The 16573-nt window shown below is 43.8% G+C and carries 29 protein-coding genes; 28 read left to right on the forward strand and 1 reads right to left on the reverse strand.

The features are described 5' to 3' along the window. Positions 1 to 2: 2 nt before the first annotated feature. From NYE33_RS20275 to NYE33_RS20305, 7 genes are all read left to right on the forward strand, one after another. Positions 3 to 365, forward strand: coding sequence for a hypothetical protein (locus NYE33_RS20275; protein WP_076242892.1), 363 nt, complete (start codon positions 3 to 5; stop codon positions 363 to 365). Positions 366 to 445: 80 nt separating this feature from the next. Continuing rightward, positions 446 to 1486 carry a replication protein gene (locus NYE33_RS20280; protein ID WP_076242893.1) on the forward strand — a complete coding sequence of 347 codons (1041 nt, stop codon included), beginning with the start codon at positions 446 to 448 and terminating at the stop codon, positions 1484 to 1486. Next, positions 1486 to 2463 (forward strand): ATP-binding protein, encoded by a 978-nt coding sequence (locus NYE33_RS20285; RefSeq protein ID WP_076242894.1) that lies wholly within the window; start codon positions 1486 to 1488, stop codon positions 2461 to 2463. Before NYE33_RS20280 ends, NYE33_RS20285 begins: the two co-directional genes overlap by 1 nt. 2 nt (positions 2464 to 2465) lie before the next feature. Beyond that, entirely contained in the window at positions 2466 to 3569 is a 1104-nt protein-coding gene (gene dnaN / locus NYE33_RS20290) for a DNA polymerase III subunit beta (protein ID WP_076242895.1), read from the forward strand. 2 nt (positions 3570 to 3571) lie between these two features. After that, positions 3572 to 4117, forward strand: a complete 546-nt coding sequence (locus NYE33_RS20295; protein ID WP_042136358.1) for a hypothetical protein — start codon at positions 3572 to 3574, stop codon at positions 4115 to 4117. Positions 4118 to 4172: 55 nt separating this feature from the next. Then, entirely contained in the window at positions 4173 to 4346 is a 174-nt protein-coding gene (locus NYE33_RS20300) for a hypothetical protein (protein WP_179093439.1), read from the forward strand. After that, a complete protein-coding gene (locus NYE33_RS20305; protein WP_341067196.1) occupies positions 4343 to 6265 on the forward strand; it encodes a DNA cytosine methyltransferase in 1923 nt (640 codons plus the stop codon). The genes NYE33_RS20300 and NYE33_RS20305 overlap by 4 nt, the downstream gene beginning before the upstream one ends. 26 nt (positions 6266 to 6291) lie before the next feature. Here NYE33_RS20305 and NYE33_RS20310 read toward each other — a convergent pair whose 3' ends face one another. Next, the gene (locus NYE33_RS20310) at positions 6292 to 6498 is read right to left on the reverse strand and encodes a helix-turn-helix domain-containing protein (protein ID WP_063779799.1); all 207 of its coding nucleotides are present in this window, start codon (positions 6496 to 6498) and stop codon (positions 6292 to 6294) included. Between the two features lie 167 nt (positions 6499 to 6665). Between NYE33_RS20310 and NYE33_RS20315 the strand changes: the two genes are divergently transcribed. From NYE33_RS20315 to NYE33_RS20415, 21 genes are all read left to right on the forward strand, one after another. Further along, positions 6666 to 6839, forward strand: coding sequence for a hypothetical protein (locus NYE33_RS20315; protein ID WP_156118609.1), 174 nt, complete (start codon positions 6666 to 6668; stop codon positions 6837 to 6839). Positions 6840 to 6911: 72 nt separating this feature from the next. Further along, entirely contained in the window at positions 6912 to 7589 is a 678-nt protein-coding gene (locus tag NYE33_RS20320) for an HNH endonuclease (RefSeq protein WP_341067198.1), read from the forward strand. A 12-nt stretch (positions 7590 to 7601) separates the two neighbouring features. Next, complete coding sequence (locus NYE33_RS20325; RefSeq protein WP_076242900.1) at positions 7602 to 8195, forward strand: sigma-70 family RNA polymerase sigma factor; 594 nt, start codon at positions 7602 to 7604, stop codon at positions 8193 to 8195. A gap of 56 nt (positions 8196 to 8251) precedes the next feature. After that, positions 8252 to 8998 (forward strand): hypothetical protein, encoded by a 747-nt coding sequence (locus NYE33_RS20330; protein ID WP_341067200.1) that lies wholly within the window; start codon positions 8252 to 8254, stop codon positions 8996 to 8998. 60 nt (positions 8999 to 9058) lie between these two features. After that, positions 9059 to 9694 carry a hypothetical protein gene (locus tag NYE33_RS20335; protein WP_256703769.1) on the forward strand — a complete coding sequence of 212 codons (636 nt, stop codon included), beginning with the start codon at positions 9059 to 9061 and terminating at the stop codon, positions 9692 to 9694. Next, positions 9691 to 9921, forward strand: coding sequence for a hypothetical protein (locus NYE33_RS20340; protein ID WP_341067201.1), 231 nt, complete (start codon positions 9691 to 9693; stop codon positions 9919 to 9921). The genes NYE33_RS20335 and NYE33_RS20340 overlap by 4 nt, the downstream gene beginning before the upstream one ends. 72 nt (positions 9922 to 9993) lie before the next feature. Then, positions 9994 to 10374 (forward strand): hypothetical protein, encoded by a 381-nt coding sequence (locus NYE33_RS20345; RefSeq protein ID WP_341067202.1) that lies wholly within the window; start codon positions 9994 to 9996, stop codon positions 10372 to 10374. Between the two features lie 37 nt (positions 10375 to 10411). Next, positions 10412 to 10807 (forward strand): hypothetical protein, encoded by a 396-nt coding sequence (locus NYE33_RS20350; protein ID WP_341067204.1) that lies wholly within the window; start codon positions 10412 to 10414, stop codon positions 10805 to 10807. Next, a complete protein-coding gene (locus tag NYE33_RS20355; protein WP_341067205.1) occupies positions 10804 to 11184 on the forward strand; it encodes a hypothetical protein in 381 nt (126 codons plus the stop codon). Before NYE33_RS20350 ends, NYE33_RS20355 begins: the two co-directional genes overlap by 4 nt. Next, positions 11174 to 11362, forward strand: coding sequence for a hypothetical protein (locus tag NYE33_RS20360; protein WP_341067207.1), 189 nt, complete (start codon positions 11174 to 11176; stop codon positions 11360 to 11362). The genes NYE33_RS20355 and NYE33_RS20360 overlap by 11 nt, the downstream gene beginning before the upstream one ends. Continuing rightward, a complete protein-coding gene (locus tag NYE33_RS20365; protein ID WP_341067208.1) occupies positions 11359 to 11550 on the forward strand; it encodes a hypothetical protein in 192 nt (63 codons plus the stop codon). The genes NYE33_RS20360 and NYE33_RS20365 overlap by 4 nt, the downstream gene beginning before the upstream one ends. 457 nt (positions 11551 to 12007) lie before the next feature. Then, entirely contained in the window at positions 12008 to 12433 is a 426-nt protein-coding gene (locus NYE33_RS20370) for a YopX family protein (RefSeq protein ID WP_341067210.1), read from the forward strand. 15 nt (positions 12434 to 12448) lie between these two features. After that, positions 12449 to 12730 carry a hypothetical protein gene (locus NYE33_RS20375; RefSeq protein ID WP_341067212.1) on the forward strand — a complete coding sequence of 94 codons (282 nt, stop codon included), beginning with the start codon at positions 12449 to 12451 and terminating at the stop codon, positions 12728 to 12730. 72 nt (positions 12731 to 12802) lie between these two features. Further along, the gene (locus NYE33_RS20380) at positions 12803 to 13156 is read left to right on the forward strand and encodes a hypothetical protein (RefSeq protein WP_076242910.1); all 354 of its coding nucleotides are present in this window, start codon (positions 12803 to 12805) and stop codon (positions 13154 to 13156) included. Next, positions 13128 to 13478: a hypothetical protein gene (locus NYE33_RS20385; RefSeq protein ID WP_341067215.1), complete on the forward strand. Its 351-nt coding sequence runs from the start codon at positions 13128 to 13130 to the stop codon at positions 13476 to 13478. The genes NYE33_RS20380 and NYE33_RS20385 overlap by 29 nt, the downstream gene beginning before the upstream one ends. An 18-nt stretch (positions 13479 to 13496) precedes the next feature. Continuing rightward, complete coding sequence (locus NYE33_RS20390; protein ID WP_341067218.1) at positions 13497 to 13658, forward strand: hypothetical protein; 162 nt, start codon at positions 13497 to 13499, stop codon at positions 13656 to 13658. A gap of 24 nt (positions 13659 to 13682) precedes the next feature. Further along, positions 13683 to 14342, forward strand: a complete 660-nt coding sequence (locus NYE33_RS20395) for a hypothetical protein (protein ID WP_341067220.1) — start codon at positions 13683 to 13685, stop codon at positions 14340 to 14342. Between the two features lie 12 nt (positions 14343 to 14354). Further along, on the forward strand, positions 14355 to 14636 hold the full coding sequence (locus NYE33_RS20400; protein ID WP_341067223.1) for a hypothetical protein: 282 nt from the start codon (positions 14355 to 14357) through the stop codon (positions 14634 to 14636). A 430-nt stretch (positions 14637 to 15066) separates the two neighbouring features. Next, positions 15067 to 15288, forward strand: coding sequence for a hypothetical protein (locus NYE33_RS20405; protein ID WP_341067225.1), 222 nt, complete (start codon positions 15067 to 15069; stop codon positions 15286 to 15288). 235 nt (positions 15289 to 15523) lie between these two features. Beyond that, positions 15524 to 15856, forward strand: coding sequence for a hypothetical protein (locus NYE33_RS20410; RefSeq protein WP_341067229.1), 333 nt, complete (start codon positions 15524 to 15526; stop codon positions 15854 to 15856). 84 nt (positions 15857 to 15940) lie between these two features. Next, the gene (locus tag NYE33_RS20415) at positions 15941 to 16492 is read left to right on the forward strand and encodes a tyrosine-type recombinase/integrase (RefSeq protein ID WP_341067231.1); all 552 of its coding nucleotides are present in this window, start codon (positions 15941 to 15943) and stop codon (positions 16490 to 16492) included. Positions 16493 to 16573: the final 81 nt, after the last annotated feature.

The raw sequence follows: 16573 nt of genomic DNA on the forward strand, positions 1-16573 counted from the left end.
AGATGCAAGAATTTAGCATCCCCGTTATCGCCTTAGGCGAGCAGTTTGAAATGACACAACAAGCAGAGTTTCATTTTGAAGCAGTGGCAATCTTGCATGATAGCCTGAATGACGGATCGCTTCGAGTTGACCTTGTTCGTTTGGATCTCAATCCGTCTGAAACCGAAATCATAGACGCACTTTTTCGCAAGCGCAGCATAGAGATTCGCATCAGATCTTTGCGTAAATTTATTCGTGTTATTGGAGATGTTCCAAATTTAATCGATCAAGCTAGTGGGCAACTGAGAGATGCAGCGAGAGAATTAGAGGCGTTAATCGAAGGTATTGAAATAAAAATGACCACGTTGAGGGACGCGGCCATTTAAAATCAAATCAAAATATATTTAATTTATCGTATCACAGCCTTTTTATACGGTCAACTGGTTCGGCAGGAGAGGTGAGGTGATTGGCGGACACGCAGCCAGAGAAGGGCTATGTCAGGCTTGCCAATGATTTAATAAATGAACTGATACGCCGGAACTTCACGAAGCGTCAGAAGGACATCCTGCTGTTCGTCTGGAGGATGTCCTATGGATGCAATCTCAAAGTAGCACACATATCGAAATTAAAAGATTTTGAGATTTGCGGAGTACCGGCGACCCACATTAAAAGTGAACTTAAGCATCTGGAGAACGCGAATGTAATCAATTGGGACAGGAAAGAAAAGCTATTTTCTATAAATAAGGACTACGATCTTTGGCAAATTACCCCTGTCGTGGGCTGGGAATCTGAACGTTTTAATGCGCTTATCCATCTGAATTTGAAACGAAAAACTTCACAAAACGTGAACTTTTCAGAACCAGAACAAGAAGATGAAACTTCACAAAATGTGAACCCTGACTTCACAAAAGATGAAGTTATTGAAGAAGAAAACTTCACAAAAGATGAAGTTGAAGGTGCTTCAAACCCTTGCGGCTCTAAGGCGGAGGAGGTCTCTAAAGACAGTTCTTTTAAAAACAATATTAAAGACAGTAGTAATAGTTGTTGTTTAAAGGAGGGCTCAATCATGAATCAAGAATCTCAAAACGAAATTAAACCAGTTAGCCAGGATGCCGTTCCTGCCGGGGATTCCGACTCCAACCGGAAAGCTGCTGAATTAGAGTATCGTAATACAGTTTCAAGTCGTTACCTCGATCGTAAAGGTAGTGGGCTGATTATTACCATCAAGGATGAGGCATTCATAAGCGAACTCATTGCCGATGGAGTGCCCTTGACAATAGCTCTTGACGGTATCAATCAATCATTCGACAAATTCAAGCCCAAGCATAAAAAAGACTCAATCAAAAGCCTGGGTTACTGCGAAGGAGCAATTTATGGACTGCTTGCCAAGCAAGAGGACAAGTCTTCCAATACGGTAGCGCATGAGGAAAGCGTTCCTGAAATCAGCCAAGATGAGTATCGTAAGACACTTGAGAAACTAAAAGCCAAACGCGGAGTTGAGGCTTGATGGAAAGCATGGGCGATGAACTTAAGAAATTAATTCCGAAAGGATTCGCAGAATTCCAAGCTCAAGTAATGAAAAAACTTGAGGAACATCCGGAAGTGATTCGCATAAAGGAAAAATTTCCTGGGCGAACCGACATGTTGACTCACCCCACAAATTACGGATCAATTTCGCGGCATATCGCAGTCTCGGATAACTGTAAGACATGTCAGGGATTATCATCATGTCAGAACGACCACATAGGGCATTGCAGCGTTGTAGAAGAGAATCCGAAGGACGGCAAAGGCTTAATTTTTAGGCTCCAGAAATGCCCATTGCTTCTCTCCTACGAGAAACGTCAGAAGGTTACGGAGAAGATCAAAAGCCATTTCATACCAGAACATATTGTGAATGCAACTTTTGAAGATATCGAACCGGATGGGTACAGAGTGAAAGCAATCACAAAATGCATGGAATTCTGTGCAAATTATAAAGCCGGAAAGACTAAGCGTGGCATTTATCTCCATGGTCAGTTCGGAGTTGGGAAGAGCATGATTGTCGGGGCGATTGCACAAGAACTGGCATCTCAGGGAATAGACGTTGCTATGGTCTATGTACCGGACTTTATGGCCGAGGCAAAGGACGCGATTAGTTCAAAGACGGAAACGGTTCTGTCAAAGCTAGAGGCGCTACAGAACGTGACCGTGCTCATCTTGGATGATATCGGAGCGGAGGCCTTAACTATTTGGACAAGGGACGAAATACTTGGACCTATCCTCCAGCGCCGCATGGAAAGGTTAGTTACAATCTACACATCTAATTTATCAATGAAGGAATTAAAGCAACACTTATTAAACGTCAAGGATGCTAAGGTTATGGACCCGCGTCAAAACGAGAAGAAGGTTGAACGTATATTTGAACGGATTGAACCTTTTGTTGAAGTGCTGCATGTTGGCGGACGTAATCGCCGTAGAGACAATTCTCATAACACAGGAGGATAGACATGAAAATATCAATTGATAAACATATTTTAGCTAATCCGATTGAACAGGCTACGAAATTTATATCATCCAAAAATATCGTTCCTATTTTGTCGGAAGTGTTAATCCAAGCAACACCGGAAGGTCTTTTCATTACTGGCGGTGATGGGGTGCAATTCCTCCAAACGAAAATTGCGGATGATGATTATCAACTCATTGAACCAGGTACGATCACGATGCCCGGAAAGAGAATAGCTGAAATTGTGAAAAAGATGAAAGGCGTCATTGATATTGAATCGGAACGCATGCAGACCAAGATAACAAGCAAAAGTGGAGATTATGATCTTCCTAGCTTAGATTTCGAGGAATATCCGGAGTTTATCAACGAACAACCTGGACCTACTGTTGAAATTGAAGGAGAAACCCTCATCCGGTTGGTGGAGGAAACAGAGTATGCTGCTTCCACTGAAGAGGCCACCCCTATCCTAATGGGCCTGAGATTTAAATTTCACGAAGACACAATCACTGTAACCGGTACGAACCGGCATAAGCTTTCATCATCTGTTCGAACCATAGAAAACTTGCAGGACATGCAGGTTGTAGTTGGAGCAAAAACTATGAAAGAACTAACGAAAATAATCGAACCCAAAGAACGCATTTCAATCCGTCTTGTTGATTCCAAATTAATCGTGAACACTTCGAAATTTGTTTTTTATTCACGAGTGTTAGAGGGAGCATATCCAGATGTGGATAGATTGATTCCTAACAATATTCTATCTGAGGTTAAGGTGGAGAGAGAACAGTTTTTAGATGCATTAGAGGCTGTTTGGATTATCGCGGAAGTGGACAAAACCAAGATGGTGAGAATGGCAGTAGGGAAAATGCTTGAACTTAAAGCAAATGTGTCAGGCGTTGGTAAAGCCAATCGACTTATCGACATTCTGGAAATTCAAGGAGAATCCTTCGCAACTGCATTCAACTGCAAATATGTCTTGGAAGCAGTGAAGTCTATTAATACAAATGAAATATCAATTACTTTTACAGGAAAGTTCTCTCCCATCGTGTTTAGAGGAACAGATGATGAACGTAATTATCGTATTGTATTACCCTACCGGACGGAGGTATAGGAATGAATAACGGACTAAACTTGAAAGAAATTTCAAAACAGATAAAAGCATCCGGTAAGAGTGGAAGTTTGATCTGGTCACGGGAAGAGAAACAACATTTCATTACGAACCGACACTTCTTGTTGAGAGTAGAAGAAGTACCATCCGAAGTCTTAATAGCGCTTTTCTCTATCTTTTTAAAAATACCTGAGAAGGGAGAAACATTAACTTGCTTTGCCGGACAGATCCAGGATACCGAAAAACAAAAGCCTATTAGCTTCGAGAAGATTTATATCCCAGAAAAACAGAATGAACAGGGCGAAGTCGCCCCGTTTATCAAGGATCTCGGAAATAAACTTCAAGCTAGAGTCATTCAGTTCCCTGATCATTTCGCTTATGTAAATGAACAGTATATGAAAATGACCAATGATACGGAACCAGTGTCAACTAACGGTCCTATGACGCCGATCTACTTTGCTGATCGAAACCTCATATTACTTCCCTATAGGGTTCATGAGACGAAAGATGTTGCAACGCTATCGGTTCTGATCGGAGATAAGCATGTGTGATAACCGTGAGAAAGGAAGAGTAAACATGAAGGGTATGCCTAATCAAGAATCCATAATGCTCATAAATCAAGATGTTGAAAGATATCTGGACGAGCACGATAAGAGTGAATTGTCCCGGATAGTATGGAAAATGGAGCAGTTGAAGGCTGCTGATAATGATCCGAATCAACTGCAGCTGGTGCTTAACGAGAATGTATTGACCACACCGGAACCCGAGGTGATCAAGTGAAGACAGAATATACAGCAGCGTACTTATTCGGAGGTATCGGTGGGGGAGCGCTCGGGTTCAAGGGGGCCAGAGCTGAGTACATGAACAAAGTCGCTCACTTCCGCAGCCTATGCAGCATCGATTCCGATCCCATAGTTTGCCGAAATTACGAACAGATTACAGGAGGCAGGGCTGTTCAAATGGATTTGTTCAATCGACAGCAATATCTTGATTTCCACGGAGTAGATGAGCCTCCAGCAGTTTGGCATGAGGCGGAAGCTTGGGATATCTGGAAAGCTTTTGGCGAAGAAGTTCCGGATGTTATTTTCACTTCACCACCTTGTAAAGGGTTCAGTGGTTTGCTCCCGGAGAAGTCAGCCAGCAGCAAAAAGTATCAGGCGCTGAATCTCTTAACAATTCGAGGAATCGATCTCTCCTTGCGGGCCTGCCGGGATTACGGCGGCGAACTTCCTGCGCTGTTCTTACTTGAAAATGTTCCGCGCATTATGACGAGAGGGAAGCACATCCTCAAAAAGATCAAGGACACTCTCATCAAATACGGATATGCGGTCAATGATGAAACTCACGACTGCGGAGAAATCGGCGGATTAGGGCAACATCGCAAGCGGTACTTGCTTATAGCCAGAAATGAGAAGCGCATGCCGGCCTTTGTGTATAAGCCAGAGGTTAAGCCTTTGAAAACTATCGGTGATGTAATAGGACACCTGCCGATGCCTGGGGATGAAGTAAACGGAGGACCAATGAATCGCCTCCCAATGCTTCAGCGGAAGACATGGGAACGGTTAGCCTTTATCCCGGCTGGTGGTGATTGGCGAGATCTTGAAGGCATTGAGTTTGAAAAGTACAGGCTCGAACACGAACCCCGTGCCGGAGCATGGGCAGTTGATGAATGGGATAAGCCAGGGAGAACAGTAACGGGCGGCGCGGGTGTTGGTAGGAGTAACGGCCTGTCGGCGGTAAACGACCCAAGAACGGGCTTCAAGAACGGCACGCACCCAACTATATACCGTGTGTCAAAATATGATGAGGTGAGCCCGACAGTAACCGGCGCAGCGCGTCCCAACAATGGAGCACTATCTGTAGGTGATCCAAGGCTCAACGATCGAGAGGGAAGGCATCCCGGAGTTTATCGGATTGTGCGATGCGATGAACCAGCCCCTTGCGTAACAGGAACAAGATTTGGTAGTGGAGCATTAGCTATCGCCGATCCTCGTACCCCTGGGGATCACTACGATGGTGATTACAACAGAGTGGATGTGTATGGAGTGCAGGACTGGGATAAGACCTCTAAGACGGTCAGAGGCGCAGCCAGGATAATGAATTCCGCTTCATCTGTAGCAGACCCGAGGCTGAATACAAGGAGTCAACGCTATCCCGGAACATTCCGAGTGGAAGACTGGGATGAAGCAGCAAATACAGTCCTTGGGCAGACAGACGTTCAATGCGGCGCGGCATCGATTAATGATCCGAGACTGGGATGCAAGCCGAGATCAGGATCTTATGGTGTACAAAAGTGGGATGAAACGGGCACTACAGTAACAGGTTCTGGAGACGTGCATTCCGGTAATGCAGCTATTGCAGATCCGCGAATACCGGAATATAACGAGCGTTGTGTAATGATGATCATTTCTGTGGATGGGACTTGGCACAGGCCGTTTACAACGTATGAGTTGGCGGTCGGTCTGCAAGGGTTTCCGAAATACTTGCTTGACGGTAGGCCGTTTCAGATTGACGGTTGCAGCGATGCTAAGGCAAGAGAGTATGTGGGCAATGCCGTTCCCCCGGATGCTGCAGAGGGGATGGCAAATGTAATCCTCATGGCAATGGTAATGTCAGAGCATGGCGTGAGTTTTGAGATGAGTTGGAATCTAGTGTGGGTACAACCTGAACTGAAACAAGAAATTGCACTTATTCACTGATCAGTAAAAAAAGGAGCATAGAGGATTTATTCCTCTTGCTCCTTATCAAACAAATCTTCAATTGATACTCCCAAAGCTTCTGATATAGAGAATAAATGACTTGCCTCGTGTCTTGAGTTCTTATCAAACCGGCTCAGTGATCCTTGAGGAACGCCGGATTTTTCAGACAGTTGCATTTGAGTCATATCACGTTCTTTTAGCAGCTCATTTAGTTTAGGGCGTACTTTCTTCAAATATATCACCTCTTATAGCGAGTATACGATAACGAATATTTTTCCGCAAGATCCATTGACCTATTATTCGATATCGTATATTATTGAGTTACAGACAAATATACGAAATGCGATAACGAATAAAATTCATGAGGAAAATTTTCCTTAGGTGCAGGGGAGTGAATGCTTTGACTAAAAAGAAACTTGATTTATCGGAACTTGACGATCAGCCGCAGGAAATCAGAGAAGCAATTGCATTTTATGCTGCTCACACCGTCTTACCAATTCATTTCACCGCAGCTGAGCGCGAACGGCATTATCAAACGCTGGAACAGGCTGGCTATTTGGAGGGAATTTATTGAAACCGTAGTAACAGCGCGGCGGAACAACATTGTTATAGCCCTAAAATAGAAATATAGGAGGTGTAAAAGAGCATGGGAGAGCATCAGACATTTTGGAAACCGGTCAAGGAAGTTAAGGAGAAAAAGAGCTATAGCAGTCTGGGGTCAAATAAATCCAAGGCTAAGAAGGAAGTTCCAGAATGGAAGAAGGATCTCCTTGCTCATCACAAATCAGGAAAGAGTTCGAAAGATCGGTGTGATTTTACAGATGAAGTAATTGCTGAGCTCATTGCAGAGCAAGGTGAAATATGCCCGTGCTGTAAGACTGCGGCATCCTCTACTACACACCACGTGTGGCCTAGAGGCCGGAAGGGTCGGGGAGTCAAGACAAACGGCCTCAGAGTCTGCTGGCCCTGTCATGACAAGATCCAAACGACCGATGAACTCCTTCAATATTGGATTTCAGTATACCGTGAGAAATATGGAGATCATTTTTACTTTGACGAAAAAGACTGGGAAGAATTCAACCACAAGCAAAATGCTCTACAGCAGAAAGAGCACGAGAAACAGGAACGACAGAATCAAATTAAACCAGTTGTTGATTTGCTCTCAGCAGCAGCCGGACGAAATCTCAAAGCAACTGAAATACGCTTACTGCAGTCTTTCGAGGATAAGGACATGGCGATATTCGCCAGTATGATGGCAGATGCATTGGGAAGAGCAGCAGAGCCTGCACCGGTCTATAGCTACGGTGAACGGTTCGAGGACTAAGGAGGTACAACATTGAAGAAGCTTCCAACAAAACGAATAAGGGATAGCCATCCTCAGCTTGGTACAAAAGAGGAGTGCTACCAGAATCACTATAAGATGGTTCATGAGGTTGCGAAGAAATTCGGACACTTGAGATTCCAAGGCATTGATCCGGACGATTTAGTCAGCGAGGGAACCATTGGATTATTGATGGCTTATGACAGATTCGACCCCGGCAAAACATCGGCTAAGAAGTTTTCAACGTTTGCCTATCCATATATTAAAGGCTTCATTCTTAGATACCTGGAAACCAGAGCACAATTAATTCACATCCCGTTTCATTCAGGCTTGCAACCCAAATCAATCACAAGGTTAGATCGAATGATCAAATTCAAGGATGGAACTGAGCTTGGATTGGCGGAAACAATCGCAGATGAAGAAGATGATACGGAGCTTGCGGTTAATCAGTTCATTTGTGCTCTGACTCCGGTGGAGCAAGAGACTGTAAGAATGATGATGGACGGTTACTTACATCGTGAGATAGGAAAAGCGGTAGGAGTATCAGCGAATACTATAGGCCAATACAAAAATAGGATTGCACTGAAATACATTCAAATTGCTCAATAATGGGTCAGTTTAATTCGGATAACAACGTTAAATCACAATCAAAAGGAGCGAATTATATGTCGTTGGAAAACAGCATCAAAGACGTTATCACTAAGAAACTTGAGGACGGGACGATCGAGAAACTGATTGCAGAACAATTAGAAAACGGAATCAAGAACGCTCTTAAGGATCTGCTCGGTTCTTATGGCGATGTAACAAAGGTCATCGAAAAGCAAGTTAAATCCGTAATGATTCCTTATTTGGAAAATTACGATTATAGCGAATACATCACTAAGCTTGATTCTGTTTTAGTGGATGTGCTGAAAAGTTCGGCGCTTGAGAACAAAAAGATGCTGGAAAACTTCAAGGATTTAATGATTCCAGAAGAAATGGAAACTATCAAAGTAACTGATTTGTTTGAACGTTGGAAGAAATACGTAGAGCACAACGTTGAAACCGATGATCTTGAGGTTTGTTACGAAGACGGACCGCCATCTTACGAATATGTGGATGTACGTTTTGAAGTTGAATTTAACGAAGAACGGTCTTGGAGCAGTGTAAAACATGCAGTATTGGTTTTTGAATGTGAGCATGACAAGAAAATGAACTTCGAAATTCGAATTCACACATGGCCTGAATTCGACAAAGGAAAATGGACAATCGAACGCAATTCAATTCACGATATTAATTCACTAAGATACTTGGATGAGTTTTCAATACTCCTAATGAAACTCAACCAAAATGGGACGAAGCTAATCCTTGATTCTGATTCTGAAGGCGATGAAATTAAACCTGATAAAGAACCAGAAGCAAGTTTCTCTTAATTATTGATTCTGAGATAAGTCGGGGCGTAAATCGCCCCCTAATAAAGGAGCTGAAAAGTAATGAGTAATGAAAAAAAGCAAGCGATATTGGATGTTTTGAACAGCCTGGAAGTTGTGGATCAACAGGGCGGAGATGATGCGTATATTTTGGTTGATGTAACGCCGGAAATGGTAGATAAGCTTGGCGTAGTGGGGGTTCCTCAAGAAACCCTTCATAAATACGGCGATGCCGAAACAGTTTGCATCTTGGCTCTGGCATTTGGTGAGGGCTACGCAAACGGGTTTCAAAAAGATAAATTGGTCTATTACGCTCCTGGAACAATCAATTATCTTGTTCAAGATGCTCATAGTAATGCAGTAGATAAGGGCTGGTGGGACGAGGACCGGAGCTTCGGGGAGATTATTGCTCTTATCCACTCAGAGGCATCAGAGGCGCTGGAAGATTATCGTAACGGAACTGCGCCAACAGAAATGTGGTTCGAAGCAAAGGATAAAGACACAGGTCATAAGGCAATTTCAACTGCGCAACATACACCTTACTGGAAACCATGCGGCATACCTTCCGAGCTGGCTGATATCGTAATCCGCGTATTTGACGCTTGCGGTCGTTATGAAATTGATCTAGAGCAGGCGATCCGGGAGAAGATGGCCTACAATGCTACTCGGCCGCAGCGGCATGGAGGTAAGGTGCTATGACACCAGAACGGATACAAGAGTTAAAGGGGCGGTACGAGGGTTTATCGCCCACGGATATTACATTTATGACAGTAGAAGAACTCACGAGCTTGCTGGTTGTTCTAGAAGAGGCACTACAGACCATAGCCCGGCAACGGGAGGCGCTGGAGAAAATTAAAGCAGCAGAACCAAATCCATTTTATCACATTGCAAAATCCGCACTTGAGGAAGGGGAGACACAGCCATGACACAGGTACAGACAACAAGTTGCCCCCGAGAGAGGGCAGAGGCGGCATATATCACACTACAGGGGGCGAAGAATGAGCGAAATAACCGTTAACTACGTCACACAAAGATCGCACTGCACATGCTGCGAACAGAGGTTACCACAGCTTAAAACTAGCAAGGTCAAGCAGTTCACAATTAAACCAGAAGATGTGACAGATTGGGCGGAATACGAATATTGGGAGAGTTCATATGTCGGACCTGAAGAATTTGCTGAAATGGTCAGAGAATTCACGAATGAAATTATCCAATTTCACGCCGCTGATATGTTTGATCTTGTTGTCTTAGAAAAAGTTGAACTGGATAGAGTGAGTGAGTTTATCACGCGAGAAGTATTGCATGAGGCCGTCAGGCCATCGTCCGACAGCATAAACCCAGGCGTAGCCGGGGGCCGGACCAGATCATTAAGGGAGTAGGAGTAACCCTCCTCTCCCACTAAGGGAGGATATAACCATGGAAATCTATAAACTGAGATTCAATACTTCGAGTAAAAGTGCTGACGAAATTAAAGCTAGCTATGATTCGAATCATCCATCGACTGAAGTGTTAGAGAAAATGGCTGAAGCGTTTCGTAATCTGAACAACACTGAGGTTGTTGGAGCAGAATGGGATTACAGTCCAAATACCTACAGTGTATATGGATGGGACGATAACGACGATGAAAAATTCAAGGAGCTTATTTACTGGATAGAGCAAGATGATTTTTTCGGAAGTTACAATGATGATCGCAACCGCTTTGAAACTGATTGGAAAGCCGGAGATTACGAGCCAGCAGCAGCACTACATTTCGACAAAAGCGACTTTGTTGTCATCGAGAAAATAAATAGGGAGGGGGAGGAAGCCCAATGACACAAACACCGAGGGACTGGCAAAAGGATATGGAGATGTGCAGACCAGGAGCCATTGTTCCAGTGACTGGCGAGCAAACACAAGAATTGGTGAAAGCCCTGGAATATTACATGCATAAGTATATTGCTCAAAAGACGATAAATGACAAGTTATTCGATGTTGATTACGAATCTCGAGCTGACGCAGCAGAGGACCGGGAACAACAACTAAGATGGACACTTGAACGGATAAAAAAGATAACAGAAAACGAGGATCAAGCGAAGTATTACAACGGAACTATTAAGTTGCGGAATGATTTAATTGACCAAACGTTATCCACCCTATACCCAGATACCCCAGCACCCACATCCACCAAGGAGGCCGATCATGAAGCGTGAACCGTTCTTCAGGGGTTACCGACCACAATTCTACTTTCGGACGGAAGAGAACAAAAGAGAAGTTGAGGCACGTAAAGGGTTGCTTTTGCCGAAGGCCTTCGATCCGTTCGCAATCACCCAGGCGACAGCCGGAGGCCGTATAGAGTCTACCCCAGCACCCAAGGAGGGCAGCTCATGAAACTAGTGAAATTAAAAGATGCGATTGAGACCTTGGATAAGCTCAAGGACAGCTACAATGATTTGCGCTTACTGATTGCCGACCAAGTAAGAGACAAACAAATCGCTGAAGCAAAAGATAATTTCGAGAAATTGGAAGGCTTAGGAAAAGCAATAGAGCAAATGGAGAACTTGAATGTACAAGTTTGAGGAAGGAGATAACCAATGACACTCACAAGGGAAGAGATACAACACAACCTTGATGCGGCCCTCGGCAATGCCTAAGCGGATTCGGTCGATACGATGGCGCTGACGCGCTAAACCATAGCCGAAGGGCTGTAACCTTGGAGGATAAAATGCCTTTTTATATATATGTAGATGGTAATTATTTTTTGGGGAAAACATATACACATCATGGAGAAAGATTTCCTTGCACGACAAACAGAAGACATGAGGCCAAAGAATATAAAACGAAGAAGATAGCCGAAGGTGTGGCAAAAAAGTTGAATGAGAAGTGCGATAACGTTATTTACGTGATTGAGTCGTAACTGTCTTATAACGGCCGTCAGGCCTCCATATCGACTGAACAGCTCAGCGAAGCGGAGGCCGTATAAGGTCTGGTACTTAACTTATAAGGGGGCAGAGACCCCAAAGGGAGAGGATACACATGAGCGAAGCGCCGATGTTCAAAGCCTGGGACATACGCCGGAAGAGAGTCCGGGCAGTACGTGACATCAAATTCTTCCCTGATGGCATTCGGGTGAATGTGGCCGAGCGTGAGGAAGACTATGAGCCTCTGTTAAATCTAGCTGGATATGATCCGGAATTCATTCTTCTCCGGCGTGTGGGCCTTAAGGACAAGAACGGAAAGCAAAGTTATGAAGGTGACCTTGTTCGGAACGGGGAAAGGCTCTACAGAATTGACTGGGGTGAAAAAAATGCGAGGTATGGGGCCAAGACAATTAAAACGGAATCTGTGCTGTGCAAGGGAATGACGTTTCCTCTTTGGCAATATCTCGATGAGGATACAGGCGTTTTAAAACTTGAGATAGTAGGCTGCAGTTATGAATTTCCGAATTTGGTAGAGGTATAAGGGGGAGAAGAGGATATGAAGGACGGGATTTGGATTGTTTACGACAGTGAGGATGGATTGGTATGTTCAGGGAATTACGATGAGTGCCTGATCGAATACGTCCTGTATGTTGAAGCCCAGAAAGATTATGTACAGAACGAAGGAGAGTTTTCGATAGACCTAAGTGAGAGAGTCATACTCGCTCGTGTGGAAAGAACCGTTTATCCGGTTCCCGTCGATGAAGATGATGGTGGTTACGAGTGGGAGGAAGAAATATTCGAGTTTACGGCTGAAGGCCATCGAGACGCGACCGAATAACCCAGCGCAGCGGGGGCCGGGTGAAGGTTTAATAGCCATCTGGCTCCCCATAAAGAAAGGAACAACAAACCTATGACAAATGAAGAAGCAATCCACACAATCAATTGCAACTATCCACATGAGCGTTACACCATGCTGCGGGAAGCATTGGACATAGCAATGGTACTGCTGGCTGCTGAATCCAAACCAATTATTCCATGGATCAAGTATGACGAGTACGACAGGGGCATAGAAAGCCATGTAACGCATTTGGTTATCAGCGAAAACGGACCGCAACTTGCCCAGCGCGCTAAATTATTAGACAGTCCTGGTTACGGATGGCACAGATTTGGCGGTAACCGAGTTTACAACGTTACACATTGGGCACCCATCAACCTACCAGGAGAGGAAACAGATAATGCCAACACCAATCCTCCCTCCACTTAAACCCATCCCTAACTATCCGGGATACAGCGTAAGCCGGGACGGAGTGGTGTACAGCAGTCGGAACAGTCGGGACGGGACGCCGAAGCTAATCAAAGTAAATTCCCGGGGGAAGGTGAACCTGAACGGGCTTGGCTGGCAGAAGGTCCGAGATCCTATGGAGGTAGCCAGAGAAGTATGGAAAATCAAAGATGAGCCGGCAGAAATCAAAGTGAAGAAACCAAAGTATAGGCGTATAAGGGTGGCAGCTCTAATCATGGAGGAAAAGGAGGGCATTTCAACCAAACTGATTATCGGCGGCAAAATATACGTACTGCAGCAATAAACCAAGGAGGAAAGAGCCATGCAAAACAACAACTCTACAATGATTGACGATTATGATCTGCTCGACAAAGATCCCGATGAATGCAGACGCCGGGGCATGGAAGCCTACGGCATAACCGAAGCGCAATTATCCGTAGTAACTACGTATGAAATCCACTCTATACTAATCGTAAATATGTAAGATAACCGCAAGGAGGTTATGCCAATGATAATCGATGTGTCACCATCAGTAGAAAGTGATTTTGATCCAAAGGATGATCTCGTAGAAATATCGAGAATCTATCAAGTTCAGTTCTTCGAAAACCCAGATGAAGAGGATATTAGAAAAACAAAATGGCTGCTGAAGAATTTCAGGACATTCAATAGGCTGAAGAAAAGTTATGAAGATGCTCAAAAGAGAAAATGGGCGGATGGCCTGGATGATTTCGACTTAACTGGAATGGGTGGGGCAGTCAAACGTCTCAGCACAAATGATCTTATATCTAACATCCCGGAGAATGTAATGATTGCACGAGAGACACGGCAAGCCAATTACAAGATATACAAATTTGTAGTAGAGGCAATTATTCATGCTAGTAATAACATTCCCAACATACATGAGCATAAGATTGTTGAACTGCTTTTCGTTGGAGATAAGGAAGTCAAGTACAAGGATGCCGTTAAATATATGAGAGCGGGCTACACTGAGGCTCTCTATAGTATAGAGGCTACAACATTCGCTGAGAAACGCCGCCGAGTCATCGCTTCCCTTACAAATACACTGCTGTTTAACGGCACGCTGGATTATGTAACGATCGATTACGGGCGGGGACGGAATAAAGAAGGCGAAATCGGATTAAGACAACTAAATAATCGGGATGTGTAAGGAGGTAATGGTATGGAATTAATCGATGTACCATCTTATATGAGAAAAGAAATAGAGGAACTTGTAAAGTCTTACACCGTTACAGTCGAAGAAGCATGGAGATATTGTTTGATGGGTGGGTTCGACCATGCGAAGAAACTGCTCGACTTTAGGGCGAAGATGCGTTCTTCATTAGTTGGTATGATATATAGTGAAGAAGCGCTTAATAGTGCAATTCGATGTTTTAATAATCAATTATGGGGACAAAAGTATAAAAAAGAAGGATTAGGACACTTCATCAACCGCGAAGGGTAGATACCTGGAGCGGTATTTTTTTTGCCCAACAACATAATAAGGCGTAAATTCCGTAGCGTAGCAGCACAACACCCCAAATATAATAAAGATACCGAGGCGAGAGCTTCCGTACTACTCCATATCTGGTTGCGGTAATCTGTGACGGGCATATCACACCGCAGCTCATACCCGACACCTCCTGGGCAACCGTGATCTCAGCGGCTAAAGATATGGATCGAGAGCGAATCCGTCCAGACGCGCCAATAAGTTCTGGACATCATAAAAACAGTCGATGACCCGCCTAGGGGGTATGTGTGAAGGAGATGGCCTGAGAAGCCGGAGGCCTGAACACCATCGGCTGTTTTTATGTTTGAATACCTGAGCCTTAAGTAGGAAGGATATGAATCTGATATGACGAATACTCTTATATCAGATATGGGAGGGGTTATTTTTGAGGTTTCCACGAGAGAGAGTTACTATCGCAGAGGTACAAGCGACAGATCCAATGGTGCTCGATAAAATATTTGAATTCTACGACTTCTCTGCAGGAGAATATTTTTTCATCAAAGAACAGCCGGACAGAGAATGGGTCGTTGAAGCAGAAGACAGTCCTGATGATTTAAATGCGATTTATGATGGCGGCAAGGTGATCGCTTTCTATAAGGAGTGCTGACCTCTTATATCAACAGCAGCCCTTATAGACTTATTATCCTATTACGGAGAGACGTTTGAATTAAGAGCCTGGGGTGAAGGCTGGCTGCTTATTAATTCTGAAGGAATCATTGAATCCGTAGAAGGTGAGGATCTTGTAGGATTTTTGTGGAAGACTTTGACTACAGTCGTTGTCAAACCATAGCAGGATTTATCTTCCATACACTGTATAATAGGTGTAGGAGGTGAATGTGAAAATGACGAATCATCAATCCTGGCAACTACCGTCAGATGACAGAGTTAATATCCTTGAATATTTAAAGAACAATGGTTGGTCTCAGGTGGATGTTCATATTAGTTCTGATTCAAAGTCGTACACAATAGATGATGAAGACTTCGTGAATATTAGCATCGATGAGATTGGTAATATGGCTGTCTCTCCAATAGTCCACATCATTGAAGAAAGTGACGATGAAGTTGTATCGCAGGGGCATTATATCATTGCTGCTTCAATAACCAGATACAATGATCCTATTAAGGCAAGACCTTCAGATCACGGTAGATGTAAAATCACAATTCAAAAAGCATAGGTTGATTCAAAGCCATCCATAATCCGGATGGCCTTTTCTTTTGCTCAGGAAACCTTTCCTTAACTCTAAAATGGAGGTGATGAAATGAAATTTGTACAACCAATACGAGACCCCCAAAAACTCGATGCTATGAAGAAATACCTATATTTCAAGAACATCCGTGACTTCATCATGTTCTTTGTTGGAATTAACACCGGCTTCCGCATTTCAGACATTCTTCCTCTTACAGTCCGAGATGTAAAGGGGACACACATAACGATTACCGAAAAAAAGACCAAGAAAGTTAAGAGTGTGCTGATTCGAAAATCGCTCCGCAAAGCTCTAGATTCTTATGTTAAGGATAAAGCCGATTTTGAATATCTGTTTCCCAGCAGGAAGCGTAAAAGAGGTAAAGCATATCCAATCACACCAAACATGGCGTACAAAATCATTAGAGGCGCTGCCAAAGAGCTTAATCTTGAAGAGATAGGTACTCACTCCATGAGAAAGACATTCGGTTACAGATTGTACCTCGAAACGAAGGACATAGCGTTACTAATGGATCACTTCAATCATTCGGAGGAAAAGGTGACTCTGAGGTATGTAGGGCTACTACAGGACACCCTAGACGATGCTTTAGAGGACTTTGAGCTCTAACGAATGAACTACAATGGGGTCATGATGAATTCATTTGAGGGAATGAAGAACAAAACAAATCACATCAAGGAAAATCCGCAC

It is taken from the genome of Paenibacillus sp. FSL R10-2199 (assembly GCF_038000235.1).
GTDB classification, from domain to species: domain Bacteria; phylum Bacillota; class Bacilli; order Paenibacillales; family Paenibacillaceae; genus Paenibacillus_AQ; species Paenibacillus_AQ phytohabitans.